This is a genomic window from Streptomyces platensis (genome assembly GCF_008704855.1).
GTDB classification, from domain to species: Bacteria; Actinomycetota; Actinomycetes; order Streptomycetales; family Streptomycetaceae; genus Streptomyces; species Streptomyces platensis.
Map to the genome: position 1 here is coordinate 1,721,676 of NZ_CP023691.1, position 21,753 is coordinate 1,743,428.

A 21,753-nucleotide genomic window follows, 5' to 3' on the forward strand; every position below is an offset into this window, starting at 1 on the left:
CTCCTGTGGGCGGGACGGCGGCTGTACGCTGAGTGCCTGCCGTGGAACCGGGAGTTCGACGGCGGGTGGCGAGGTCACGGGCTCGAAGACAGGCTCTCAGCAGGTGTGCCGTCAGCGGAAGTCGGGAAGAGCCGCATCATTGGATGCGTGCGGTGTGGGGGGCGGTAGTGGCAGACGGCTTTGACTTCAGTCCCGGGGCGCAGGTCCCGCTTTCGGGGAGCGCCGGGCAGACGGCGGCGACCCAGGCGCTGGCCTCGGCCGCCTATCGGGACAGTCCGCTCGCCGATATCTCCAAGGCCGACTCGGAATCCGGCAAGTCCGCCATCAAGAAGCCCAAGATGTCGCTGTTCGCGCCCAATCTCGGCGAGGCGTTCGCGCGCGCGGTGCAGGTGCGGATGCTGGGCGGCGGGCGGGCCGCGCTCATCCAGTCCTTCGGGACCGAGCCGCAGACCATCGTCGAGCACTGTCTGTCCGCCACCCGCATCCGCAAGCAGCGGGACGCCAAGCTGACGGTGCTGATGGTGCTGTTCGGGGTGCTGTTCCTGCCCGGTGTGCTGCTGTGGCTGGGCGTCTTCCAGCTGCGGAAGATGCTCTCCAAGGACGGTGCGGGCAAGGGCCTGTCCCTGATCGGCGGGTTGCTGCTGACGGTGCTGGGCGTCCTCGGCGTGTTCTTCATGATCAAGCTGCCGTTCAACGGCTTCTGGCCGCTGTACGCCCGCGGCATGGTCGTCGCCCCGGTGATCGGCTGGTGGCTGGCCAAGCAGATCTGCGAGAAGACCGCGGTGGCCATGCGGGAGTCCTGGAAGGGGCTGCTGGAAGGCGGCGGTGTGGCCGCGAAGATCCCCGAGGCGGTCCCCCAGGACCCGAACCAGATCGCCGCCGAGACCCTCCGCCAGAATCTCGCCAAAATCTCCGCCGAGCAGAGCAGCAATGTCGTCTTCTACGCCGGTCCCAAAGGGATACTCGGCATGGGCACCCGCTGGGGCAGCTGGCAGCTCGCCGAGGAGCTCATCCCGGCGCAGGAAGGCAGCGAGATCCACCCGTTCCGCAGCTGGGACGTGATCCGGGCGATCCACGACAAGCTGCGGCTGCTGGAGCGCAGCCCGCTGCACACCGGCGGCTTCCCCACGCCGTCCGTACGCCACTGGATCGTCTCGCCGGTCGGCGAGAAGGCCGCCGCGGTCTCCCGCCCCGAGGGCAGCCATGTGGAGGCATACCAGATCCGCGGGCACGAGATAGAGCGGATCTGCAACGAGCAGCAGTTCGGCAGCGGCAACCGCCACTACCTCGGGGTCCAGTTCGTCCTGTGGGACGGCCAGTTGGTGATCACCCTCATGATCACTGTCACGGTGCTCCACGAGACGCTGCGCATCGAGGTGACCGGTCATGCCCTCGGCCCGGTCAACGGTCTCTTCACGACGAAGCCGGAGCCCAAGACCAAGGACGTCGCCAAGGTCGTCAAGTTCTGGGAGACCAGGACCCAGCAGCTCCCGCTCATCGAGCCGCAGGAAGTGGTCCGGCTCGCCGCCCGCGCCCCGCTGACCTGGTTCCCGCCGGTCCTGGACTTCCTCGGCGGCAAGCTGACCCTGCCCGAGCCGTTCGGCCTGCGGCACGTCTGGGCCGACAAGCCCTGGCGGCACCGCTTCATGGCCGATGACGCGCTGCGCGCCGCGACCCCGGTGCTGCGCACGGTCCACTCCGCCGCGATGAGCGTCCTCAAGGAGAACGGCGTGGACACCGAGCGCTTCACCAACCGCTCCCTGGTGCTCAGCGGCATGATCCAGGGTGTGGAGCCGCAGAAGGCGGACGAGTACAACGCCTAGACGGCCCCCGGGGCGCACCGGCTAGCGGAAGATGCCGGTGTGTCCCAGGGAGTACCGTCCCGGCTGCGGGTAGACCGCCAGCCCGTGCGGGCCCTGGCCGACCGGGATCTTGGCGAGAGTCTTGCCCGTACGGGTATCCAGCGCATAGACCTCGGAGTTGTAGCGGCCGGACAGCCACAGCACCTTGCCGTCGGTGGACAGACCGCCCATGTCGGGGCTGCCGCCGCCGCGGATGTGCCATTTGTCGACGAGCTTGCCGGTCCGGAAGTCGAGCAGGGAGATGGAGCCCTCGCCGCGGTTGGAGACGTACATGTGCTTCGAGTCGCGGCTGACGTAGAGGCCGTGGGCGCCCTTGCCGGTCGCCATGAGCCGGGGCCGGTCGAAGCGGTCACCGTTGAGGACCCAGATGCCGTCGGCCATCATGTCGGCGACGTACCAGGTCTTGCCGTCCGGGGAGATCTTCACGTCCTGCGGCATCGCGCCCTCGAACGGCAGCTTCTCCTGGCCGATGACCTTCATCTTCGCGGTGTCGACCTTGAGCAGCTCGCCGGAGAACTCACAGGAGACGATGAAGTACCTCCCGTCCGGCGAGAAGTCGGCGTGGTTGACGCCGCCGCAGTTGACCGGGAGCGTCTTGCGGACCTCCATGGTGTGCGGGTCGCGGAAGACCAACTGCCGGTCCATCGAGGCCATCACGACCGCGTACTTCCCGTTGGGCGTGAAATAGAGGTTGTACGGGTCGTGGACCTTGACCCTGTCCCCGGCCTTGCCGGTGGCGGGGTCGATCGGGGTGAGGTCGTGTCCCCGGTTGTTGTTGACCCAGAGCGTCTTCAGGTCCCAGGACGGCACGACATGCTGCGGCTGGACGCCGACCGGAATGGTCTCGATGACCTTGTAGGTCTTCGGGTCGATGACGCTGACCGTGTCGGAGCCGGTGTTGGGGACGTAGATCCGCGCGGGGAAGTCCTTGACCTGGGGCGCCAGCCTGCCCGGCCGGTCGGCAGCGTAGAGGTCGTGCTCGTCCAGCAGCGGCGGCATGCCGGGCAGACCGGGCTTGGCGGCCTTGAGCGGTGCGCGCTCGACCGGCCGCGGACTGTGCGAGGCCCGGTCGTTCTCGTCGCCGCTGCCACAGCCCGCGGCCACCAGCGCGCAGGCCACGGCGAGCAGCGCGGCCCGGTGGCGCGCGCGGGGGCTCCGACGGTCGTGGGTACGGTTCCGGTCAGCCATCAGGTCACTAGCTCCGTTGTCGTCACCGCGCGCAGACCGCGCCGGCGGAGGCCGTCGAGGATCGGGGGCAGCGCGGCCACCGTGCCGGCGTGCCCGAGGTGGAGGCTCACGACCGAGCCCGGCTCGACCGTCTCCAGGACCGTGCGCTGGACGGCGGCGGCACCGGGGTCGTTCGCGTCGAGGGAGTCCACGTCGTAGGAGAGAACGTGCGGATAGCCGGCCTTGCGGGCCAGGTCGGTCACCAGCGGCGTGGCCCGCCGGGTCTGCGAGGGGCGGAACCAGCTGCCGATGGTCCCGGTGAGCTTGCGCAGCCGGTCGGCGCAGCCGGTGATCTCGGCGTAGGCGTCGGCGGCCGGCAGGGCGCAGATGTCGCGGTGGTGCAGTGTGTGATTGCCCAGCTCATGGCCGCCGTCGAGGATCCGGCGGGCCATCGCGGGCTGCTCGTCGAGCCAGTCGCCGATGGCGAGCACGGTGACCCTGGCGCCGGCCCGCTCGGCCTCGCCCAGCAGGGCGTTCGCCATCCTGGGGTCGCCTCTGCCGTGGAAGGTCAGCGCGACCGCCCGGCCGTTCCGCGGCCCGTGTTCGATCTGTACGGGCTGGCCGGGCACCCGGGTCGGCGGCCGGGCGGCGCGCACCGGGGCGGGTGAGGCATGGCCCGCCCCGGAAGGGCCCGGCCCGCCGGGGGGCCGGACGGCATCGGGGTCCTGGTCCCGCGTCGGGTCGCAGCCCGCCACCAGCGCTCCGGCGGCCGCCGCCGAGGCGGCCGCACGCAGCACGGAGCGGCGATCTAGGGAAGTCACCACCCCATTAGAGGGGCAACTAATCCGAATTAGGGCGATCTATCCGATTAGCCCTGGTGCGTGTCGCCCCGGACACCCGCTCCGGAGCGGCCCGGACGGGCGCTACGCGGGCCAGGCGCGCGCGAGCATCGCCCGGGTGTCGGCGAGGAGTTGGGGCAGCACCTTGGTGTGGCCGACCACCGGCATGAAGTTGGTGTCGCCGCCCCAGCGCGGGACGACGTGCTGGTGGAGATGGGCCGCGATTCCGGCCCCGGCGACGGTGCCCTGGTTCATCCCGATGTTGAAGCCGTGCGCCCCGGAGGCGGTGCGCAGCGCGGTCATCGCCCGCTTGGTGAACTCCGCCAGCTCCGCGGTCTCCGGGCCGTCCAGCTCCGGGTAGTCGGCGACGTGCCGGAACGGGACGATCATGAGGTGCCCGCCGTTGTACGGGTACAGGTTCAGCACCGCGTAGACATGCTCACCGCGCGCGATGACGAGGCCGTCCTCGTCCGACTTCTCGGGGATGGTGCAGAACGGACAGCCGTCATCGGCCCCCGGGCCGGTCGGCTTGTTCTCCCCCTGGATGTAGGCCATCCGGTGGGGCGTCCACAGGCGCTGGAAGGCGTCCTGCGTCCCGACTCCGATCTGCTGCTCCGGCTCGCTTGTCATACGGGCCAGCATATGGCTTCGCCCGTTGGCACCGTGTCGTTGGGGCGGATACCCTGACCCGCTCCGCGATGCTGTGCCGGTGGACAGGGACACGCGGCTACAGGAGTGGGAGAGGCGCGCACAGCCGTATCTCTTCATCGCCTCGATCCTCTTTCTCACCTCCTACACGGTCCGGGTCCTGATCCCCGGTCTCTCTCCCGGCTGGGGCGCCCTCTGGGAGACCGTCACGATCGTGAGCTGGGCCGCCTTCGTGGCGGAGTACCTGGCACGGCTGGTCTACAGCAGGGACCACTGGCACTTCGTGCGCACCCGCTGGCTGGACCTGATCGTGACCGTGCTGCCGCTGCTGCGACCGCTGCTCATGATCGACCTGCACGAGCGGATGCAGCTGCGCCGGGCCGCGCCCGGGCTCGCCCTGGAGGCGCGGGTGATGACGTACTCCGGGCTCGCCGCGCTGCTGCTGGGGTACGCGGCCAGCCTGGCGGTCTACCACGACGAGCGGTCCGCCCCGGATGCGAACATCCGCACCTTCGGTGACGCGGTGTGGTGGGCCGCTTCCACGCTGACGACGACGGGGTACGGCGACGCCACCCCCGTCACCCCGCGCGGCAGGGTGATCGCGGTGGGGCTGATGTTCGTCGGGGTGGCCCTGGTGGGCGCGGTGGTGGGCTCCTTCTCCGCCTACCTGATGCGCCGCTTCCGGCAGGAGGGCGAGAGATGACGCGGCCCCGGAGAGCCGCTCGCTCTCCGGGGCCGGGTGCTCAAGCCATCACACCTGGACGCGGCGCTACACCTGGACGCGGCGCTCCACGACGTCGAGGAGCTCGGCGATCGCCTCCTCGCGCGCAATGCCGTTCTTCTGCGACCCGTCGCGGTAGCGGAAGGAAACCGCGTCGTTGGCGACATCCTCGTCACCGGCGATGATCATGAACGGCACCTTGCTCTTCTGGGCGTTCCTGATCTTCTTCTGCATCCGGTCCGACGAGGAGTCCACCTCGACCCGCAGCCCCTTGGCCTTCGCCTGGGCGGCGAACTCCTGGAGGTAGGGGACGTGCGCGTCGCCGATCGGGATGCAGGTCGCCTGGACGGGCGCCAGCCAGGCCGGGAAGGCGCCGGCGTAGTGCTCCAGGAGCACGCCGAAGAAACGCTCGATCGAGCCGAACAGCGCGCGGTGCAGCATCACCGGCTGCTGCTTGGAGCCGTCCGCCGCGGTGTACTCCAGACCGAACCGCTTGGGCTGGTTGAAGTCGACCTGCAACGTCGACATCTGCCAGGACCGCCCGATCGCGTCCTTCGCCTGCACCGAGATCTTCGGGCCGTAGTACGCAGCGCCGCCCGGGTCCGGGACCAGCGGCAGGCCCTGCTTCTCGGCGGCCTGGCGCAGCGCCTCGGTGGCCTCCTCCCAGTCCTCGTCCGAGCCGATGAACTTGTCCGACTCCGGGTCGCGGGTGGACAGCTCCAGCTCGAATTCGTTCAGGCCGTAGTCGCGCAGCAGATCCAGCACGAAGGTGAGGAGGGTGTCGAGCTCCTCCGGCATCTGCTCCTTGGTGCAGTAGATGTGCGAATCGTCCTGAGTGAAGCCGCGCGAGCGGGTCAGGCCGTGCACGACGCCCGACTTCTCGTAGCGGTACACCGTCCCGAACTCGAAGAGGCGCAGCGGCAGTTCACGGTAGGAGCGGCCGCGCGACTTGAAGATCAGGTTGTGCATCGGGCAGTTCATCGCCTTGAGGCGGTAGTTCTGCTCGTCGAACTCGATGGCCGGGAACATCGACTCGCCGTAGTGCGGCAGATGCCCGGAGATCTCGAAGAGGCGCTCCTTCGAGAGGTGCGGGGTGTTCACGAACTCGTAGCCGGAGACCTCGTGCCGCTGGCGGGAGTAGTCCTCCATCACCTTGCGGACGACACCGCCCTTGGGGTGGAAGACGGCGAGGCCCGGGCCGAGCTCCTCCGGGAAGGAGAACAGATCCAGCTCCGCCCCCAGCTTCCGGTGATCGCGCTTCTCGGCCTCGACGAGGAACTCCAGATGCGCCTTGAGCTCGTCCTTGGTCGGCCAGGCGGTTCCGTAGATCCGCTGGAGCTGCTTGTTCTTCTCGCTGCCGCGCCAGTACGCGGCGGCCGAGCGCATGAGCTTGAACGCCGGGATGGCGCGGGTGCTCGGCAGGTGCGGACCGCGGCACAGGTCCTTCCAGCACAGCTCGCCGGTCTTGGCGTCGAGGTTGTCGTAGATGGTCAGCTCGCCGGCGCCGACCTCGGCGGAGGCGCCCTCGGCGGCGTCCGCGGCGGAGCCCTTGAGTCCGATCAGCTCGAGCTTGTACGGCTCGTCGGCCAGCTCCTCGCGGGCGGCGTCATCGCTGACCGCACGGCGCGCGAACTTCTGGCCGCGCTTCTGGATCTCCTGCATCTTCTTCTCGATGCGCTTGAGATCGTCCGGGTGGAACGGGGTCTCGACGTCGAAGTCGTAGTAGAAGCCGTCCTTGATGGGCGGGCCGATGCCGAGCTTCGCCTCCGGGAACAGCTCCTGCACGGCCTGCGCCATCACATGCGCGGTGGAGTGCCGCAGGATGTTCAGACCGTCCTCGGAGGTGATCTCGACGGGCTCGACCGCGTCACCGTCGGCGACCTCGTACGCCAGATCCTTCAGCTCTCCGGCCACCCGGGCGGCCACGATGCTGCGCTCGCCCTGGAAGAGGTCGGCGGCCGTAGTGCCCGTGGTCACCACGCGTTCTTCCCGCTCGGAATCGCGCTGGACGGTCACACGGACGTCTGACACCGGTCTCTCCTGACTACTGTCTCTTCACGGCAGCGATTGCTGCGCAGCCGAATCGTACCGAGCCAGCGGACCCGACCGCGAAACGGTTTCACCACCCCCGGCTCGCACGGTGTCATTCCTCCGCACCGCACGCCTCCTCGAAGAAGTCGAGATTCTCCTGGAGCGACTTCAGCAGCCGGTCCCGCTCCGCCTCGTCGACCTGTACGGGCGTGACATCGCGGCCGCCGGTGATCCGCCGGAAGCCGCCGCGGCTCTCCAGCCGCCCGCTCACCCGCACCGGCAGCCCCACCAGGTGCGCATGCCCGGCGATCCGGTAGTCCTCCTCCCCCAGCGCGACCCGTACCTGGAGCACATCGGCCCCGGAGATCACCCGCAGCCGCACCGTGCCGGGGCCGCCCGGCCGCTCCCTGCGCAGCCGTACCACCGCACCGGTCACCCGGACCGGCAGCGACGGCTCATCGCGGACATAGCGCTGGGCGGCCTGCTGGAGCGCGGGCAGATCGCCGGGCGAGAACTCCACCGGCTCGGGTCGGGCCGGGCAGCCGGCCGGGGCACCGGCCGCCGGCGACCACTCGACCGCGATCCGCGCCCCCTCCGCGTCCCGCACCAGCGCGATCAGCGCCTGCGCCAGCTCATGGCAGACCCCCAGCTCGACCGCCGCGTCGAAGGCCTCCATACCGCCGGTGGCCCGCTGGTAGTCGGTGGCGTCGCGGACCGCGTGCAGCGCCCGCTGGAGCCCGGCGACCGCCCGGCGGCCGCCGGACACCGGCACGAACGCGGTCACCCGGCGCCCGGCCGCCGCCGGACCGACCAGCACCTGGCTCAGGAACCCCTCGGCCTGCCGTTTGTGCCGGGCGCCGTAGTAGCCGGCCCGGCCGTACGTCCCCAGCGCCCCGGCGAGCAGCATCGAACGGGCCGCCCCGCGCAGCTGCTCCTGCGCCACCCAGTGCGCGGCCCCCGAGCCGCCGTCGGGGACCTCGCGCTCCCAGCGCACCTCGTCGCTGGGCACCGCCAGCCCCATCAGCACCTCCCGGGCGGAGGGCGCGGCGCTCTGCGCCAGCGCCGCCAGCGCCTCCGCGAGCAGTTCCCCGCTGTCGGGGAAGCGGCGGTCGTGCGGGACCAGCAGGCTGGTGCCGGCCGCGCCGCCGGGCGGTGTCCACCGGGCGTAATGGCCGGCGGCCCCGCCCCGGCGCCGCCAGCCGTGCCGGGCCAGCAGCGCGCCGAGCACCGCCGGGTCGAGCTGCGCGGGATCCAGCAGCCGCGCGTCATATTCGTCGGTCGGCCGGTACATCAGGGTCTCCCTCCCGCGCCGACGCGCGTCATGATCTCGCAGAGCGCTCGGTCGTCGAAGATCCGCGCGGTGGGGATCCGCACAGTGGTCCTGCGCCGGCCGGTCACCGGATGGCCGGCCAGGTTGATCCAGTAGCAGCAGTGCCGCAGTTCGAGACGGTCGTGGCCGGCCCGCAGCCAGTCCTCCTGGGTCCGCGGAACCAGCATCACGACCAGGATCTTGTGCACCGTGACGGGCGTACGGGCCAGCTTCACCAGGTGGTCGTTGTCGAGCGTGAAGGCGAACGTCGGCCCCGGCGGGCGCGGGGCGGTCTGGTAGGTGCACTTGAGCTGCACCTTGATGGTGACCTCGTCGTCGACGGTGTGGCCGGGCGCGCCATGACTGACGTGCCAGTCGATTCCGTTGTCCGGGAAGGGCTGCGCCAGCGAACACCCGGAGGCGGCGGCGACCGCATGGAGATAGCCCACCTGAAGGGTCTCCATGCAGGCGGTGGTGGCGAGTCCGCCGCGCTGCGGTGTGGTCCGCTGAGGCAGCAGCCCGCCCGGTTCGGGCTGCGCGAGCGTCATCGCGGAGTGGCCTTCCGGGCTGTGCCGATCGATGCGGGTGGATGACGGGGAGAAGGCAGATCGCGTCGGCCCGTCCCTCTGGTTGTCTCCGCGTCAAGTGGTCCGCAAACAAAGACGGTTCGAGCCCCCGGCGGCTCGGGTATCACCAGCTCGGATGGCGTACGTGTCATCCCCCGTACGAGCGCGAGGAGTTGGGATGATGCCGTGCTGGTATGACGGTCCACTTGCCGCCTTCGACACCGAGACCACCGGGATCGACGTCGAGCGCGATCGCATCGTCTCCGCGGCCCTGGTGGTCCAGGAGACACCGCGCTCCGCGCCCCGGATCACCCGCTGGCTGATCAACCCGGGCGTCGACATACCGGACGCCGCGACGGCGGTGCACGGCCTGACGGCCGACCATCTCGCGCTGCACGGCCGCTGGCCCGCGCCGGTCCTGGAGGAGGTGGCCCGCGCCCTGGCCGCCCAGTCGGTGGCCGGCCGGCCGCTGGTCGTGATGAACGCCCCGTTCGATCTCACCCTCCTGGAACGCGAGTTGAAGCGGCACCGCGCCAGCTCACTGAACGCCTATCTGGGGGGCCACCCGCTGCGCGTCCTTGACCCCCACGTCCTCGACAAGCACCTGGACCGCTACCGCAAGGGCCGCCGTACGCTCACCGATCTGTGTGGGCACTACGAGGTCGAGCTGACCGACGCCCATGAGGCGGCTGCCGACGCGCTCGCCGCGCTGCGGGTCGTCCGGGCCCTGGGGCATCGCTTCGCCGAGCGCCTGGAGGGGCTGCATCCGGCGGAGCTGCACAACCGCCAGGCCGTCTGGTACGCGGCGCAGGCCCGCGGACTTCAGGCGTGGTTCGCGCGCAGCGGCAATCCGGAAGTCGTCGATCCGCACTGGCCGCTGCGTCCCGAACTCCCGGCGGCGGCCTGATCCCCCCTCAGGAATTCCGCGGGGCGGCAAAGACACCGGGCGGAATTCCCGCGGGGCACTCTTCCAACAAAAAGAACCGGGCCGCTTTTTGGCGGCCCGGTTCTTGATCCCGGTGGGCGATACTGGGTTCGAACCAGTGACCTCTTCGGTGTGAACGAAGCGCTCTCCCACTGAGCTAATCGCCCGGGTGTCGGCGAGGTTTCCCTCGCGAACGAGCAGAACAATACAGGCCGCCCGGGGCTTCCATCAAATTCCTGTTCCCCGGCGGTCCCGGCCCGCGGCGGCCGGGTGGCCGGCACACCTCATCCGCGGGCCAGCCAGGCCGCCAGCCCGCGCCGCCCGGACCGCATCATCAGCGCGTGATTGACGAGGAACAGCGGCCGCCCCAGCAGCGCGAACCGCCGCAGCAGCGGCTTGCAGACCTCGACGTCCTGCTCGAAGACGGCACGGGTACCGCCGGCCCCGGGCACCACCGTCCAGCGCGCCCAGCCCGCCAGGTCCCCCCGCATCGTCATCTCCAGCACCCCCGCGCCCGGGTCCCGTACGCGCTCGCTCGCCACCACCGTCAGGTCGTACGGCAGCAGGGAACGGAACCGGGCGGTGCCGCTGCGGTCGTCGAGCGGGGTCACCTCGCGGACCTGCGGCCACCACTGCGGATACGCCTCGGCGCGTTCGAGGACGGCGTAGACGACGGTCGGCGAGGCGTTGAGCAGCCATACGCTGCGGAAGCGGTAGCGGTGCAGTCGGCGGGACCAGTCGGGCATGATCCCAGTGTGCGCCCCCGGGCGGGGCGCGCGCCCAACAACTGCGACGGCCCGGAGACTTGAAGTCTCCGGGCCGTCGTCCGGGGTGGGCGATACTGGGTTCGAACCAGTGACCTCTTCGGTGTGAACGAAGCGCTCTCCCACTGAGCTAATCGCCCGGGCGCACCGCCAACATTACCGCACGTCGGCAGGCACTTCTGACCACGCCTCGGTCACTCGGAAACCTTCCACGGCAGCACGACGCCGAACTTCCAGAGGTAGACCGCGAGCGCCGCCGCGATGATCACCAGGCCGATGGTGGTCAGGATGATGTTGCGCCGCCGCACCTTGGGGTCGAGCGCCCGCTGGGCCGCTTCGGTGACCTTGCGCTTGGTCCAGCGCAGCACCAGCTGCGCCCAGACGAACTCCGTCGCCCAGATCGCCATACCGCCGAAGATCACCAGCCAGCCGGGCCCCGGCAGCGGCAGCATGATCACGCCGGCCACCACGACCGCGAGACCGACGACGAAGACTCCGACCTGCCAGCTGACATGCAGCGGCCGGGAACGCTTGATGAAGTGCGGCGCCCGCGAACCGAGCGGCTTCTCGGCCGGAGCGGCGTCCCCCTCCACCGTCCCCAGCCCCCCGTTACTCTGCGTATTCATGCCTCCAACTTACCGGACGCGACCGCCTGCCGGAATTACCGCCGGGGACGATCTCGCAATCCGCCGGAAGAGGTACCTGAAGGCACACAAAACCGTCAGAGGGGTTTACAACGGCACCGTAGGTGGCATGTCGATTTCGCCGACGTGCGAATCCCCGAGCGCACACTGAGCGAAAGGCCCTGGCGCTTATGAACACCACGGTCAGCTGCGAGCTGCACCTGCGCCTCGTTGTGTCGAGCGAGTCCTCACTGCCTGTACCCGCGGGCCTGCGGTATGACACGGCCGATCCCTATGCCGTGCATGCCACCTTCCATACCGGAGCCGAGGAGACCGTCGAGTGGGTTTTCGCCCGCGACCTCCTCGCCGAGGGCCTGCACCGGCCCACGGGCACCGGAGACGTCCGCGTATGGCCGTCCCGGAGCCACGGACAGGGTGTTGTCTGCATCGCCCTGAGCTCCCCGGAAGGCGAAGCCCTGCTCGAGGCGCCCGCGCGGGCTCTCGAGTCGTTCCTCAAAAGGACCGATGCCGCCGTGCCACCCGGTACGGAGCACCGGCATTTCGATCTCGACACCGAGCTCTCCCACATCCTCGCGGAGAGCTGAGACGCAGACCGGTTACCGAAAGCACCCACCCGCTCACACTTGCGCGCGTCCGACTCGGGGAGACGGCGCAGGACCGACAAGTTCATACGGCACACTTCGGCGTCGTCGCCGCGGGCCCACCGCGGAGTCGGCGCTGAAGCTTGTTCGAAGCGCTAGAGTCGGCGACCATTCGGCAACCCACGGGGGCGGTACCCGTCCGTCCTCACCCTGCCAGGGAGCGGAACCGTGATCATCACCCATGACACCCGGTGCGCGCTGGACGCGGTCGTCGATCTGCTGAACACCGCCCCGGAGGGCGAGGGCACCGGCGCGCCGGACAGCCTGACCGATCTCACGGCCCTGGAGGACTTCGTCCGGCGCAACGCCATCAGCGGCGTGGGCGCGCTGGGTGCGGGCGACCTGGCGACCGTACGGTCCGTCCGCGCGCGCTTCGCCCGGGTCTTCGCGGCCGCCGACGACCGCACCGCGGCCGAACAGCTGAACGCGCTGGTCGCCTCGGCGGGCACCACTCCGCAGCTGACCGACCACGACGGGTACGACTGGCATGTCCACTACTTCGCGCCGGGCGCGTCGGTCGCCGATCATCTGGCCGCGGACGGCGGGATGGCGCTGGCCTTCCTCGTCGTCGCCGGGGAGCGCGAGCGGCTGCGGCACTGCGAGGCACCGGACTGCCGGCATGCCTTCGTCGATCTCTCCCGGAACCGCTCCCGGCGCTACTGCGACAGCCGTACCTGCGGAAACCGGCTGCATGTCGCGGCCTACCGGGCACGGCGGCGGGAGGCCGCGGGCTGAGCGGCGGCGCGGCGGCAGCCCGCACGTCGGCCTCACAGGAGGAAGAGGTCGTGCATCGCGCCGAGAAGGAGCAGAAGGCCGATCACGGCGAGGAAGAGCATCAGCGGCGGCTGGGACAGCGCGAACAGACAACCGCGTGGTCGGGGGGACGGGGCGTCGTCTTGGGCGAGGGCGCACTCATCGTTCATCTCGCGCGCATCATGGCGCAGATGATCGTCCGAGTGCGCCCGATGGACGCCTCAGCAGCGGTAGTTCATCAGATCCCGTGCTTTTTCAGGATCGCTTCGATGTCCGAGAAGTCATCCTTGGGGGCGCCTCCCTTGGCCGGTGCGGCCTTCCCCTTGGCGGCCTGCGGCGCCGCGCGGCCCGCGCCGAGGGAGGGGGCGGAGGCGGCCGGGGCCACCGCGTCGGGCCGGTCGGCCGCCGCGGCCCGGCGCTCCTTACGGCTGCCGACCCCGCCCCGGCGGCGCTCCACCGCCCTGGTGGTCATGAACAGCACGACCGAGAGGGCGAGCACGCCGAAGCCGGCCCAGACCGTGGGCTTGAAGACGATCCCGGCGAGCCAGTCGATGACGCCCGTCATCACCAGGCCGATGGGGATCAGGGAATAGGCGGCGATGCGGGTCGCGGCCAGGAACCGCTTGCGGTATGCCGTGATCGCGGCGATGCCCAGGCCCGCCGCCGACACCGCGGCACAGACGGTCGAGGTCAGCATCCGGTCCTCCTGCCGATGGATGGATGAGCAGGCAGTCTGCTCCCTTCCATCCTGCCTTGTCCCGGCCCGCGGGGGCCATGTTCCGCACGGCCTCAGGGACATCTCCGGGTCGGGCTCCTTCCCAGGTCCCGGTTCGGCCGCCGGTCCGGGGTACCTCGCGGGACCGGCCGTGGGAAGACTGGAAGACTGGCTCTCATGAACGACGCCACCACTCCGTCCCCCGCCCGTCCCGTCCGCCCCGTGCTGGACGTGTGGTGCGAACTCCAGTGCCCGGACTGCCATGCCGCCCTGGAGGACCTGCGGGCGCTGCGGGAGCGCTACGGCGACCGGCTGGACATCCGGCTGCGTCACTTCCCCCTGCCGAAGCACCCGCACGCCTATGTCGCCGCGCAGGCCGCCGAGGAGGCCATCGAGCAGGGCCGGGGCTGGCCGTACATCGAGGCGGTGCTGGCGCGGACCGAGGAGCTCGGCAAGCGCGGGGACAAGCTGCTGCTGAAGGTCGCCGGCGAGCTGGGGCTGGACACCGAGGAGCTGGACACCGCGCTGATCGACGGGCGGCATCTGCTGATCGTCGACGCGGACCAGGCCGAGGGCAAGGCCATCGGGGTGACCGGGACCCCGACGTATGTGATCGGCGGCGAGCGGCTGGACGGCGGCAAGAGCCAGGAGGGGCTGCGCGCCCGTATCGAGGAGATCGCCGACCGGCTGCTGGCCGGACAGGACTGAGTCCGGGCGTCAGGGGCCCTTCGCGGGCCCGCTCACAGAATCGGCTTCCACAACAGATAGCCGGTGGGCCGGTAGCCCAGCGAGGTGTAGAGACCGAGCGCCGGGGTGTTGCCCGCGTAGACGTTCAGGCCGAGGCTGGTGCGGCCCGCCGTGAGGCTCTCCCGCTCGGCGATGCCCATCAGGGTGCGGCCGTGGCCCTGTCCGCGGTGGCCGGGGGCGACCCGTACATCGACGACATAGCCGCCGGGCTGGTCCGGCATCCGCAGGGCGACCCAGATGCTGCCGACGTCCGCGCCTCCGTGGGCCAGCACGCGCAGCGCCTGGTGGGGAGTCTCCGCCCCCTCCGGGAGCAGGGCGCGATGCCCGGCGGCCGCGGTCTCCTCGGCGCGCTCGCGGGCCATGCCCTGGCCGACCTGCGTACGGATGTGCTCGGCGAGCGCGGCGTCCCGCCAGGCCGGGTATTCCGCCTCACTCAGCGCGCGGTCGCCGCTGCCCTCGGGGAGCGGGGGCGCGGCGGTGAGCGGCTTGCTCATCATGCGGCTGCGCTCGGTGTAGCCCAGCGCCGCCGCGAGCCGCCCGGCGGCCTCGGCATCGGCCGGGACGGTCAGCTCGATCTGCCGGCAGCGCCAGCCGCGCAGCACCTCTTCCGCGGCGAGCGCGGCGACCGTGGCGCGGCCCCGGTGCCGGTCCGGCTCGTCGATGGCCAGCTCCGCGATCCGGCCGGCCGCCGGGCCGAACCGGGCGTCCGTGGTCAGCCGTATCCCGCCGACCCGGCGGCTGTTGACGCAGATGTCGTACGCACGGGCCCGGTGCCCGTCGTCGTGCCGTTCTTCCGGTCCCGCGGGGCGCAGCGTTGTGGTCACGAGGACTTTCTACTCGCCCATGAGCGGGCGCGTCATCACCGCGGATCGAAGTCGGCGGCCGCCTGCTCGTCGAAGATCCGCATGGCTTCCGCGGTCACCGGGCCCGGGCTGTCGGCCAGTTGACGGTCGTCGATCCGGGTCACGGCCTGCACGTCGCGCAGCGTGGAGGTCAGGAAGATCTCCTCGGCCCGCTCCAGGACGTCCAGCGGCAGATCGGTCTCCTTGGCGCCGGCCCAGCCGACGGTCAGGGCGCGGGTGATGCCCGCCAGGCAGCCGGAGTGCAGGGGCGGGGTGTGCAGTTCGCCGTCCAGGACGACGAAGACATTGGCGCCGGTTCCTTCGCAGAGCGCGCCGACGGTGTTGGCGAACAGCGCCTCGGACGCGCCGTGTTCCCGCGCGCGGGCCAGGGCGACGACGTTCTCGCCGTACGACGTGGTCTTCAGGCCGGCGAGCGCGCCGCGTTCGTTGCGGGTCCACGGGACGGTGACGGCGGCGGTGGTGTCGGGGCGGCGCCGGGTCTCGGACAGCGCGATGACCAGGGTGGGACCGGCGTCGCCGCGGTCCGAGCCGAGCGGGGAGACGCCCCCGGTGTAGGTGAGCCGCAGCCGGCCGAGGGCCATCGGGTTGGCCGCCATGACGGCCTCGCAGCCGCGCCGCACCTCGTCGAGATCGGGGTCGGGCAGCCCGAGCCCGCGGGCAGAAGTGGTCAGGCGCTCCAGATGACGGGTGAGGGCGAAGGCGCGGCCGTGCTCGGCCTTGATGGTCTCGAAGACTCCGTCGCCGACCGTCAGCCCGTGGTCGAAAACCGAGACCCGGGCGCTCTCCGCGTCCTGTAGTGCCCCGTCGAGCCAGATCTTCATCGCTTTCCTCCGCTCACCTCATGCAGGCCCGACGCTACCGCCAGCAGCCTGCGCGCCTTCAACTCGGTCTCGGCCCACTCCCGCTCCGGATCGGAGTCCCAGATGATCCCCGCGCCGGCGCCGAAACGCAGCACCGGGCCGCCGGGCGGCGTGCGGTCGATCCAGAACGTCCGTATGCCGACCGCGAGCTCGCCGGTGCCGCGGTCCGCGTCGACCCAGCCGATGCCTCCGCAGTACGGGCCGCGGGGGGCGGTCTCCAGCTCGTCGATGATCCGCAGCGCGCTGGACTTGGGGGCGCCGGTCACCGACCCGGGCGGGAAGGTGGCGTCCAGCAGATCCGCCCAGGCGGTCTTCTCGTTCGCCCCGTCCAGCTCACCGCGCACCGTGGAGACGAGGTGGACCAGGCCGGGGTGTTCCTCGACGGCGCACAGTGCCGGGACGGTGACGGTTCCGGTGGCGCAGACCCGGCCGAGATCATTGCGGACCAGGTCCACGATCATCACGTTCTCCGCCCGGTCCTTCGCCGAGAGGTCCGCAGCGGTCCGCCCGGTTCCCTTGATGGGACCGGAGCTCACGACGCGGTCGTCGCGCCGCAGATACAGCTCCGGGGAGGCACTGGCGATCTCGACGCCATGAGCGGGCAGCCGGATCGTGCCCGCGTACGGCGCCGGATTACCGCGGGCCAGCACCGCGGACAGCGCGTCGACATCGGCCCGGCCGGGATCGGGCAGCGGCGCCGTCAGCACCCGGCAGAGATTCACTTGATAGACGTCGCCGGCCGCGATGTGTTCACGGACGCGCCGCACACCGCCGGTATAGGCGTCACGGTCCAGCGAGCTGATCCAGTCCTCGGGCGCGGGGCCCCGCCAGGCGTCGGCGGCGGGCCGGTCCGCCGCGGTGGCCGGCCGGACGTCGCCGAAGCGGGCACAGACCACCGTGCCCTCGAAGTCGGCGGCGACCGCCCACCAGCCCGTGGAGTCCAGGGCTGCGGGATCACTGGTCACATCCCGCAGGTCAGTGGCTATCAGGCCGCCGAAGCGTGCCATCGGAGCGAAGTCGTGCACGTCAGCGAGTCTATGGCGGCGGCCCGCGGGCCGCCTGCGCCGAGCGAGCACCGCAGCACGCTGCACAAACGCGTTTTTGTACTGGCCCCGGAATCCGCTAGAGTTCAACACGTCGCCGGGACACGCAAGCGCCCCGGAGGCCGAGTAGCTCCCGGACGTAGTCTGGGAGAGACACCTGCGGACGTAGCTCAGTTGGTAGAGCACCACCTTGCCAAGGTGGATGTCGCGAGTTCGAGTCTCGTCGTCCGCTCGATGTGGGGGATCTTCCCGAACCCCCTCACTCCTGGTGGAGTGGCCGAGAGGCGAGGCAACGGCCTGCAAAGCCGTCTACACGGGTTCAAATCCCGTCTCCACCTCCAAGGACGATTAGCTCAGCGGGAGAGCGCTTCCCTGACACGGAAGAGGTCACTGGTTCAATCCCAGTATCGTCCACTGGATCCCCGGAAACGGGGTGTCCGTCCCGCGCGATTAGCTCAGCGGGAGAGCGCTTCCCTGACACGGAAGAGGTCACTGGTTCAATCCCAGTATCGCGCACGCAGCTGCGGATCTTTCGGGATCCGTGGTCCCGCGGACGATTAGCTCAGCGGGAGAGCGCTTCCCTGACACGGAAGAGGTCACTGGTTCAATCCCAGTATCGTCCACACCTGATCCCGAGGGCCGGAGCATTTCGCTCCGGCCCTCGGTCGTTGTTCAGGAAGCGTGCGGTCAGGACGAGAAGAGCATGTGGCCGAAGCCGCGGTGATGGCCGTGGTGTCCATGGTGACCGTGATGACCGTGGTGGCCGTGCTGCGGGGCGCCCCAGGCGGGGGCCTGCGGGTAAGCCTGCGGAGCGGGTGGCGGCGGGGCCTGCTGCGCCCACTGTGACTCGAGACGGGTCAGCGCCTCCAGCTCCCCGTAGTCCAGGAATATCCCCCGGCAGCCGGCACACTGCTCGATCTGCACGCCATTGCGCTGGTATGTCTGCATCGGTGCATGGCACTTGGGGCACTGCATCGTCGCTCAACTCCCTGTCGTCCACCGCCGCTCACGGCGGCACCGCCGGAACGGCCTCCCGGCGGCGGGGCGTTCAGCCTACGCCCGGGCCGGCGGGCGCCAACTGCTGCGCCGGGGACGTCATCCGGGCGCAGGCGTCGACGAACGCGGTCTCGGCGTCGTCCAGGGAGCGGTCGGCGGTGGCGGCCTTGGCTATGGCGAGCGCGGCGGTCTGCACGGTGAGCGTGCGGGCCGGGAGGTCCAGGTCGGGCCAGGGATCACCGTCCGGCCCCACGACCGGGCCGCCGGCCGCGCGGTAGGCGGCCAGGAAGCGCGTCCAGAGGTCCGGGGCCAGCAGGCCGGTGGCGAACCAGGCGGCGGGGCGGGCCAGGTCCCAGGCGCCGTCGCCCCGGCCGAGGTCGTCGATGTCGATGAGGAGCCAGGGGCCGTCGCCGGCGGGGTGGCGGACGAGCTGGCCCAGGTGCAGATCGCCGTGGCAGAGGGTGCCGGTCCGCGGCGGCGGGGCCTCGCCCCGGGCCCACGGGGGCAGCGTGGCCCAGGCCCGCTCGACGGCGGCGGCAGCCGCGGGCAGCGCCCCGGCGGCGGTCACCGGTGCGTGACGCCCGGACGCCGGGCCGTTGGACGGAACCGGTGCGGTCCGCAGCCGCGCCAGGGCGCGGGCGGCCTTGGCGGGGCCGCGCATCGGCGGCACGGGGCCGGGAAGTTGGCGCAGGTCGACGCGGTGCAGCCCGGCCAGCAGGCGGGCGGTGTCCTCCCAGGGGGCGGCGTCGGGGTCGTCGGGCGGGACCGGGCTGCCGTAGGGCCAGCGGGTGAGCGCGCGGCCCTCTTCGGTGCGGGTGAGATAGCCGTCGGGGGCGGTGACCGGGAGCGGGGGCAGCAGGATGCCGTGCAGGAGGGGATGGGCGGCGATACGCAGCCGGGCGGCGAGCGCGCGGGGGTCACCGTCGGGAGCGTGCGCCTTGGCGACCGTACGGCCGCTGCGGACGACCGTGCCGTCGGGGCGGTCGGCGAGGACCTCGCAGGAGGGGGCCGGGGCGCCTTCCCGGGTCGCCGTCGCGGACAGGGCGGCCAGACGGTCGCGCAGTGAGGTGGTCATCGGTCCCCCGAATCCGGCGCGGGCCGGATGCGCCGTGCGTGGTGGTGCGGGCCATGGACGGCCCGGTCCGGGATCGTACGCGCGGTGCGGGCGGAACGGGACGGCAGCGGTCCGGAACGCTCGAAGGCCGGGCATCTCCCCAGATGCCCGGCCGTCGTGCCGTCCGCCGCACCCCCCGTCCCCACGGGGTTTCGGCCGGATGTCCCCCGTCCCGGGCCGCTCTCCCGGGACCGGGGCGCTACGTTCAGCGCCCCAGCATTCCGGCCACGGACGACGCCTGTGTCAGCACGGCTTCCCAGCCGCCGAAGACCACGGCGAGAACGATCGCCAGCGGCAGCACCATGGCCACCGCGACGAGGGGATGGCGGGTACCGGCGGGCTGCCGGCCCGCGAGCGCCGCGGGGACTCTGCGCCCCTGCGCCCGAAGGACCCTCCACCCGGAGGTCTGCGCCATCGTCCCGCTCCCGTCGTGTTTCTGGGGCGGCGGGCGTCTGACCTCGGGGGACGAGTGCACCACCCGCCGCTTGAAAACCACCCTAGGCAAGCGGGCGGCCGCAGGCGTCATGCCGTCGTATCGAATGGGCGGCCTCCAGGAGGATGACCTCACCGCGTCCCGTGTACTCCTCTGGGTGGAGAAACACGTCCAGCACCTGGGGACATCCCCGAGGGGGGGACCGTCGGACGGACCGTCCCGGGCACTCCTGAGGGTGACCTCGCTCACTCCGGCCACTCCCCCGCGCACGGTGGTCCCGCCCTCCCACCGCACCCGGCCCGCCGCCCCATCCCGCACTCCGGCCGTATCCCCCGCATCCGTCACCAACCCGGCCCGATCCCGCTACATCCCGCCAATCCCCCTTCCGCAGCGGATCATTGGGATCGCGCGTGGGATACCGGGCCGCCCGCCGGGAAGAAGCGCTCACGCACCCCGGGGACCGCAGGTGGCCCCGGTCAATCCACCGGCCGACGCATGCGCGGCCTCTCAGCACAGCGAGCCGTCAATCCGTAAGCTGTGCCACGTCAGACGGTTGGCAGCGGAGGGGGCTCCCCACCGCAGGTAGGGGACGGACATGGCGATGATGCGGCTCCGACGCGAGGACCCGCGTGTCGTCGGGACGTTCCGGCTGCACCGCCGGCTCGGCGCGGGCGGGATGGGTGTGGTCTACCTCGGCTCGGACAAGCGCGGGCAGCGGGTGGCGCTCAAGGTGATCCGGCCGGACCTGGCGGAGGATCAGGAATTCCGCTCGCGGTTCGCCCGAGAGGTCTCCGCCGCCCGGCGGATCCGCGGCGGCTGTACGGCCCGGCTGGTCGCGGCCGATCTCGACGCGGAGCGCCCCTGGTTCGCCACCCAGTACGTCCCGGGGCCCTCGCTGCACGACAAGGTCAACGAGGAGGGACCGCTGTCCCCGGCGGAGGTCGCCTCCATCGGCGCCGCGCTGTCCGAGGGGCTGCTGGCCGTCCATGACGCGGGCGTGGTGCACCGCGATCTGAAGCCGTCCAACATTCTGCTGTCGCCCAAGGGCCCGCGGATCATCGACTTCGGTATCGCCTGGGCGACCGGCGCCAGCACCCTGACCCATGTCGGTACGGCCGTCGGCTCACCGGGCTTCCTGGCGCCGGAGCAGGTGCGCGGGGCCGCGGTGACCCCGGCGACGGACATCTTCGCGCTGGGCGCCACCCTCGCGTACGCCTGCACCGCGGACTCCCCCTTCGGGCAGGGCAGTTCGGAGGTCATGCTCTACCGCGTGGTCCACGAGGAGGCGCACCTCGGCGGGGTGCCGGACGCACTGGCGCCGCTGCTCGCCTCGTGCCTGGCCAAGGACCCGGCGGACCGTCCCAGCACGCTGTCGCTGTCGCTGCGGCTCAAGGAGATCGCGGCCCGTGAGGCGCACGGGCTGTCGGGCGGGCCGCTGGAGAACGGGCCCGGTGCCGGCGCCGGTTGGGAGCGTCGGACCTCGGAGCGGCCGACCGGGCAGCGGGCCGAGGAGTACGCGCGCCAGCGCACCGAGCGCCGGACGGCGGGCAGCTCCTCGCCGCGTCCGCACCCCTCCCGTCCGCCGGTCCCGCGGGACGCGGCGGCCCGGCCGGCCGGTCCTGCCTCGGCCGCGGGGAAGAATCCGCGGACCGGCGGGCGCAACGGGCGACGGGTCCCGGCCGCGCGGCCCACGGGGCGAAACGGTTCACGTACCCCGGTGCGTACGACCTCCGGCGGGCGCCGGCCGGGCCCCGACCGCCGGCTGCTGCGCCAGCGCGTCATCGTGTTCGTGGTGGTGACGCTGCTGGTGGCGCTCGGCATCGCGGCCGCCCAGGGGTGCCAGGGGCCGGCTCGCGGACTCGGGGCGGACCGGTCCGCTTCGGCGGCCGCCGGGGTGGGAATGTCGGGGCCTTACGGGGTGGGGGAACGGGTCCCCTAGGGGGTGCGGGCGCCCCTTGCGGGCCTCAACGGGTGGGGGCGGGAGGGTATTCCCGCCCCCGGATGCTGTTGCGGAGGCCGACGAGGAGGCTGTTGCGGCGGGCCGCCGAGGGGGCGCCGCCCGCCGGGGCAAGGCCCGTCCGGTGGTTCGAGGGGCAGGGGCCGCGGCCCTGC

23 protein-coding genes and 7 tRNA genes are annotated in these 21,753 nt (G+C 71.5%); 12 read left to right on the forward strand and 18 right to left on the reverse strand.

Annotated features, from left to right (window positions below; genetic code table 11):
• The first annotated feature begins 143 nt into the window (after window positions 1-143).
• On the forward strand, window positions 144-1,823 hold the full coding sequence (locus CP981_RS07305) for a hypothetical protein (RefSeq protein ID WP_085925985.1): 1,680 nt from the start codon (window positions 144-146) through the stop codon (window positions 1,821-1,823).
• 21 nt (window positions 1,824-1,844) lie between these two features.
• Here CP981_RS07305 and CP981_RS07310 read toward each other — a convergent pair whose 3' ends face one another.
• The 3 genes from CP981_RS07310 to CP981_RS07320 all read right to left on the reverse strand — a co-directional run bounded on the left by CP981_RS07310 (window position 1,845) and on the right by CP981_RS07320 (window position 4,510).
• The gene (locus CP981_RS07310; protein ID WP_085925984.1) at window positions 1,845-3,050 is read right to left on the reverse strand and encodes a YncE family protein; all 1,206 of its coding nucleotides are present in this window, start codon (window positions 3,048-3,050) and stop codon (window positions 1,845-1,847) included.
• On the reverse strand, window positions 3,050-3,850 hold the full coding sequence (locus CP981_RS07315) for a polysaccharide deacetylase family protein (RefSeq protein ID WP_244329589.1): 801 nt from the start codon (window positions 3,848-3,850) through the stop codon (window positions 3,050-3,052). The genes CP981_RS07310 and CP981_RS07315 overlap by 1 nt, the downstream gene beginning before the upstream one ends.
• Before the next feature lie 102 nt (window positions 3,851-3,952).
• The gene (locus CP981_RS07320) at window positions 3,953-4,510 is read right to left on the reverse strand and encodes an HIT family protein (RefSeq protein WP_042156938.1); all 558 of its coding nucleotides are present in this window, start codon (window positions 4,508-4,510) and stop codon (window positions 3,953-3,955) included.
• 61 nt (window positions 4,511-4,571) lie between these two features.
• Between CP981_RS07320 and CP981_RS07325 the strand changes: the two genes are divergently transcribed.
• Window positions 4,572-5,219 carry a potassium channel family protein gene (locus tag CP981_RS07325; protein WP_085925982.1) on the forward strand — a complete coding sequence of 216 codons (648 nt, stop codon included), beginning with the start codon at window positions 4,572-4,574 and terminating at the stop codon, window positions 5,217-5,219.
• Window positions 5,220-5,285: 66 nt separating this feature from the next.
• Here CP981_RS07325 and thrS read toward each other — a convergent pair whose 3' ends face one another.
• The 3 genes from thrS to CP981_RS07340 all read right to left on the reverse strand — a co-directional run bounded on the left by thrS (window position 5,286) and on the right by CP981_RS07340 (window position 9,125).
• Window positions 5,286-7,268, reverse strand: a complete 1,983-nt coding sequence (gene thrS, locus CP981_RS07330) for a threonine--tRNA ligase (protein WP_085925981.1) — start codon at window positions 7,266-7,268, stop codon at window positions 5,286-5,288.
• Between the two features lie 112 nt (window positions 7,269-7,380).
• Complete coding sequence (locus CP981_RS07335; protein WP_085925980.1) at window positions 7,381-8,559, reverse strand: hypothetical protein; 1,179 nt, start codon at window positions 8,557-8,559, stop codon at window positions 7,381-7,383.
• On the reverse strand, window positions 8,559-9,125 hold the full coding sequence (locus CP981_RS07340) for a DUF4365 domain-containing protein (protein ID WP_085925979.1): 567 nt from the start codon (window positions 9,123-9,125) through the stop codon (window positions 8,559-8,561). The genes CP981_RS07335 and CP981_RS07340 overlap by 1 nt, the downstream gene beginning before the upstream one ends.
• A 199-nt stretch (window positions 9,126-9,324) precedes the next feature.
• Here CP981_RS07340 and CP981_RS07345 point away from each other — a divergent pair, with 199 nt between their 5' ends.
• The gene (locus tag CP981_RS07345; protein WP_085925994.1) at window positions 9,325-10,050 is read left to right on the forward strand and encodes an exonuclease domain-containing protein; all 726 of its coding nucleotides are present in this window, start codon (window positions 9,325-9,327) and stop codon (window positions 10,048-10,050) included.
• 113 nt (window positions 10,051-10,163) lie between these two features.
• Here the strand turns inward: CP981_RS07345 and CP981_RS07350 are convergent.
• The 4 genes from CP981_RS07350 to CP981_RS07365 form a co-directional block, all read right to left on the reverse strand.
• Window positions 10,164-10,235 (reverse strand) — tRNA-Val (locus tag CP981_RS07350).
• Window positions 10,236-10,352: 117 nt separating this feature from the next.
• Window positions 10,353-10,814: an SRPBCC family protein gene (locus tag CP981_RS07355; protein ID WP_085925978.1), complete on the reverse strand. Its 462-nt coding sequence runs from the start codon at window positions 10,812-10,814 to the stop codon at window positions 10,353-10,355.
• An 86-nt stretch (window positions 10,815-10,900) separates the two neighbouring features.
• A tRNA-Val gene (locus tag CP981_RS07360) sits at window positions 10,901-10,972 on the reverse strand.
• Between the two features lie 54 nt (window positions 10,973-11,026).
• Window positions 11,027-11,458 carry a TIGR02611 family protein gene (locus tag CP981_RS07365; RefSeq protein WP_085925977.1) on the reverse strand — a complete coding sequence of 144 codons (432 nt, stop codon included), beginning with the start codon at window positions 11,456-11,458 and terminating at the stop codon, window positions 11,027-11,029.
• Window positions 11,459-11,646: 188 nt separating this feature from the next.
• Between CP981_RS07365 and CP981_RS07370 the strand changes: the two genes are divergently transcribed.
• Together CP981_RS07370 and CP981_RS07375 are read left to right on the forward strand one after the other, a co-directional pair.
• Window positions 11,647-12,060 carry an SsgA family sporulation/cell division regulator gene (locus tag CP981_RS07370; RefSeq protein WP_003959770.1) on the forward strand — a complete coding sequence of 138 codons (414 nt, stop codon included), beginning with the start codon at window positions 11,647-11,649 and terminating at the stop codon, window positions 12,058-12,060.
• Between the two features lie 225 nt (window positions 12,061-12,285).
• On the forward strand, window positions 12,286-12,852 hold the full coding sequence (locus tag CP981_RS07375) for a CGNR zinc finger domain-containing protein (protein WP_085925976.1): 567 nt from the start codon (window positions 12,286-12,288) through the stop codon (window positions 12,850-12,852).
• Window positions 12,853-12,884: 32 nt separating this feature from the next.
• Here the strand turns inward: CP981_RS07375 and CP981_RS37600 are convergent, their stop codons facing one another.
• Window positions 12,885-13,040 carry a hypothetical protein gene (locus tag CP981_RS37600; protein ID WP_167536068.1) on the reverse strand — a complete coding sequence of 52 codons (156 nt, stop codon included), beginning with the start codon at window positions 13,038-13,040 and terminating at the stop codon, window positions 12,885-12,887.
• A 68-nt stretch (window positions 13,041-13,108) separates the two neighbouring features.
• The gene (locus CP981_RS07380; protein WP_085925975.1) at window positions 13,109-13,567 is read right to left on the reverse strand and encodes a hypothetical protein; all 459 of its coding nucleotides are present in this window, start codon (window positions 13,565-13,567) and stop codon (window positions 13,109-13,111) included.
• Between the two features lie 195 nt (window positions 13,568-13,762).
• Between CP981_RS07380 and CP981_RS07385 the strand changes: the two genes are divergently transcribed.
• Window positions 13,763-14,293, forward strand: coding sequence for a DsbA family protein (locus CP981_RS07385; RefSeq protein WP_085925974.1), 531 nt, complete (start codon window positions 13,763-13,765; stop codon window positions 14,291-14,293).
• 32 nt (window positions 14,294-14,325) lie between these two features.
• On the opposite strand, the gene CP981_RS07390 is transcribed toward CP981_RS07385, so the two are convergent.
• The 3 genes from CP981_RS07390 to CP981_RS07400 are packed head-to-tail and all read right to left on the reverse strand — an operon-like array spanning window position 14,326 to window position 17,080.
• A complete protein-coding gene (locus CP981_RS07390) occupies window positions 14,326-15,156 on the reverse strand; it encodes a GNAT family N-acetyltransferase (RefSeq protein ID WP_085925973.1) in 831 nt (276 codons plus the stop codon).
• Window positions 15,157-15,191: 35 nt separating this feature from the next.
• The gene (locus tag CP981_RS07395) at window positions 15,192-16,016 is read right to left on the reverse strand and encodes an aminotransferase class IV (RefSeq protein WP_085925972.1); all 825 of its coding nucleotides are present in this window, start codon (window positions 16,014-16,016) and stop codon (window positions 15,192-15,194) included.
• The gene (locus CP981_RS07400) at window positions 16,013-17,080 is read right to left on the reverse strand and encodes a chorismate-binding protein (protein WP_143658938.1); all 1,068 of its coding nucleotides are present in this window, start codon (window positions 17,078-17,080) and stop codon (window positions 16,013-16,015) included. The genes CP981_RS07395 and CP981_RS07400 overlap by 4 nt, the downstream gene beginning before the upstream one ends.
• A 177-nt stretch (window positions 17,081-17,257) precedes the next feature.
• Between CP981_RS07400 and CP981_RS07405 the strand changes: the two genes are divergently transcribed.
• From CP981_RS07405 to CP981_RS07425, 5 genes are all read left to right on the forward strand, one after another.
• Window positions 17,258-17,330 (forward strand) — tRNA-Gly (locus CP981_RS07405).
• 35 nt (window positions 17,331-17,365) lie between these two features.
• Window positions 17,366-17,439 (forward strand) — tRNA-Cys (locus CP981_RS07410).
• 1 nt (window position 17,440) lies between these two features.
• Window positions 17,441-17,512: transfer RNA gene (locus CP981_RS07415), tRNA-Val, on the forward strand.
• A gap of 30 nt (window positions 17,513-17,542) precedes the next feature.
• Window positions 17,543-17,614 (forward strand) — tRNA-Val (locus CP981_RS07420).
• 35 nt (window positions 17,615-17,649) lie between these two features.
• Window positions 17,650-17,721, forward strand: a tRNA-Val gene (locus CP981_RS07425).
• Between the two features lie 64 nt (window positions 17,722-17,785).
• Here the strand turns inward: CP981_RS07425 and CP981_RS07430 are convergent.
• The 3 genes from CP981_RS07430 to CP981_RS07440 form a co-directional block, all read right to left on the reverse strand.
• Window positions 17,786-18,073 carry a TFIIB-type zinc ribbon-containing protein gene (locus tag CP981_RS07430; protein WP_078885880.1) on the reverse strand — a complete coding sequence of 96 codons (288 nt, stop codon included), beginning with the start codon at window positions 18,071-18,073 and terminating at the stop codon, window positions 17,786-17,788.
• A 73-nt stretch (window positions 18,074-18,146) separates the two neighbouring features.
• A complete protein-coding gene (locus tag CP981_RS07435) occupies window positions 18,147-19,169 on the reverse strand; it encodes a phosphotransferase (RefSeq protein ID WP_085925970.1) in 1,023 nt (340 codons plus the stop codon).
• Between the two features lie 244 nt (window positions 19,170-19,413).
• The gene (locus CP981_RS07440; protein ID WP_085925993.1) at window positions 19,414-19,623 is read right to left on the reverse strand and encodes a hypothetical protein; all 210 of its coding nucleotides are present in this window, start codon (window positions 19,621-19,623) and stop codon (window positions 19,414-19,416) included.
• Between the two features lie 613 nt (window positions 19,624-20,236).
• Here CP981_RS07440 and CP981_RS07445 point away from each other — a divergent pair.
• Entirely contained in the window at window positions 20,237-21,580 is a 1,344-nt protein-coding gene (locus CP981_RS07445) for a serine/threonine-protein kinase (protein WP_085925969.1), read from the forward strand.
• Window positions 21,581-21,753: the final 173 nt, after the last annotated feature.

Bases quoted from the DNA above. Each gene is read 5' to 3' on its own strand.
- CP981_RS07310 (WP_085925984.1), bottom strand. From the start codon at position 3,050: ATGGCTGACCGGAACCGTACCCACGACCGTCGGAGCCCCCGCGCGCGC.
- CP981_RS37600 (WP_167536068.1), bottom strand. From the start codon at position 13,040: ATGAACGATGAGTGCGCCCTCGCCCAAGACGACGCCCCGTCCCCCCGA.
- CP981_RS07380 (WP_085925975.1), bottom strand. From the start codon at position 13,567: ATGCTGACCTCGACCGTCTGTGCCGCGGTGTCGGCGGCGGGCCTGGGC.
- CP981_RS07320 (WP_042156938.1), bottom strand. From the start codon at position 4,510: ATGCTGGCCCGTATGACAAGCGAGCCGGAGCAGCAGATCGGAGTCGGG.
- CP981_RS07430 (WP_078885880.1), bottom strand. From the start codon at position 18,073: ATGCAGTGCCCCAAGTGCCATGCACCGATGCAGACATACCAGCGCAAT.
- CP981_RS07355 (WP_085925978.1), bottom strand. From the start codon at position 10,814: ATGCCCGACTGGTCCCGCCGACTGCACCGCTACCGCTTCCGCAGCGTA.
- CP981_RS07345 (WP_085925994.1), top strand. From the start codon at position 9,325: ATGCCGTGCTGGTATGACGGTCCACTTGCCGCCTTCGACACCGAGACC.
- CP981_RS07305 (WP_085925985.1), top strand. From the start codon at position 144: ATGCGTGCGGTGTGGGGGGCGGTAGTGGCAGACGGCTTTGACTTCAGT.
- CP981_RS07365 (WP_085925977.1), bottom strand. From the start codon at position 11,458: ATGAATACGCAGAGTAACGGGGGGCTGGGGACGGTGGAGGGGGACGCC.
- CP981_RS07395 (WP_085925972.1), bottom strand. From the start codon at position 16,016: ATGAAGATCTGGCTCGACGGGGCACTACAGGACGCGGAGAGCGCCCGG.
- CP981_RS07340 (WP_085925979.1), bottom strand. From the start codon at position 9,125: ATGACGCTCGCGCAGCCCGAACCGGGCGGGCTGCTGCCTCAGCGGACC.
- CP981_RS07435 (WP_085925970.1), bottom strand. From the start codon at position 19,169: ATGACCACCTCACTGCGCGACCGTCTGGCCGCCCTGTCCGCGACGGCG.
- CP981_RS07385 (WP_085925974.1), top strand. From the start codon at position 13,763: ATGAACGACGCCACCACTCCGTCCCCCGCCCGTCCCGTCCGCCCCGTG.
- CP981_RS07335 (WP_085925980.1), bottom strand. From the start codon at position 8,559: ATGTACCGGCCGACCGACGAATATGACGCGCGGCTGCTGGATCCCGCG.
- CP981_RS07445 (WP_085925969.1), top strand. From the start codon at position 20,237: ATGGCGATGATGCGGCTCCGACGCGAGGACCCGCGTGTCGTCGGGACG.
- CP981_RS07370 (WP_003959770.1), top strand. From the start codon at position 11,647: ATGAACACCACGGTCAGCTGCGAGCTGCACCTGCGCCTCGTTGTGTCG.
- CP981_RS07440 (WP_085925993.1), bottom strand. From the start codon at position 19,623: ATGGCGCAGACCTCCGGGTGGAGGGTCCTTCGGGCGCAGGGGCGCAGA.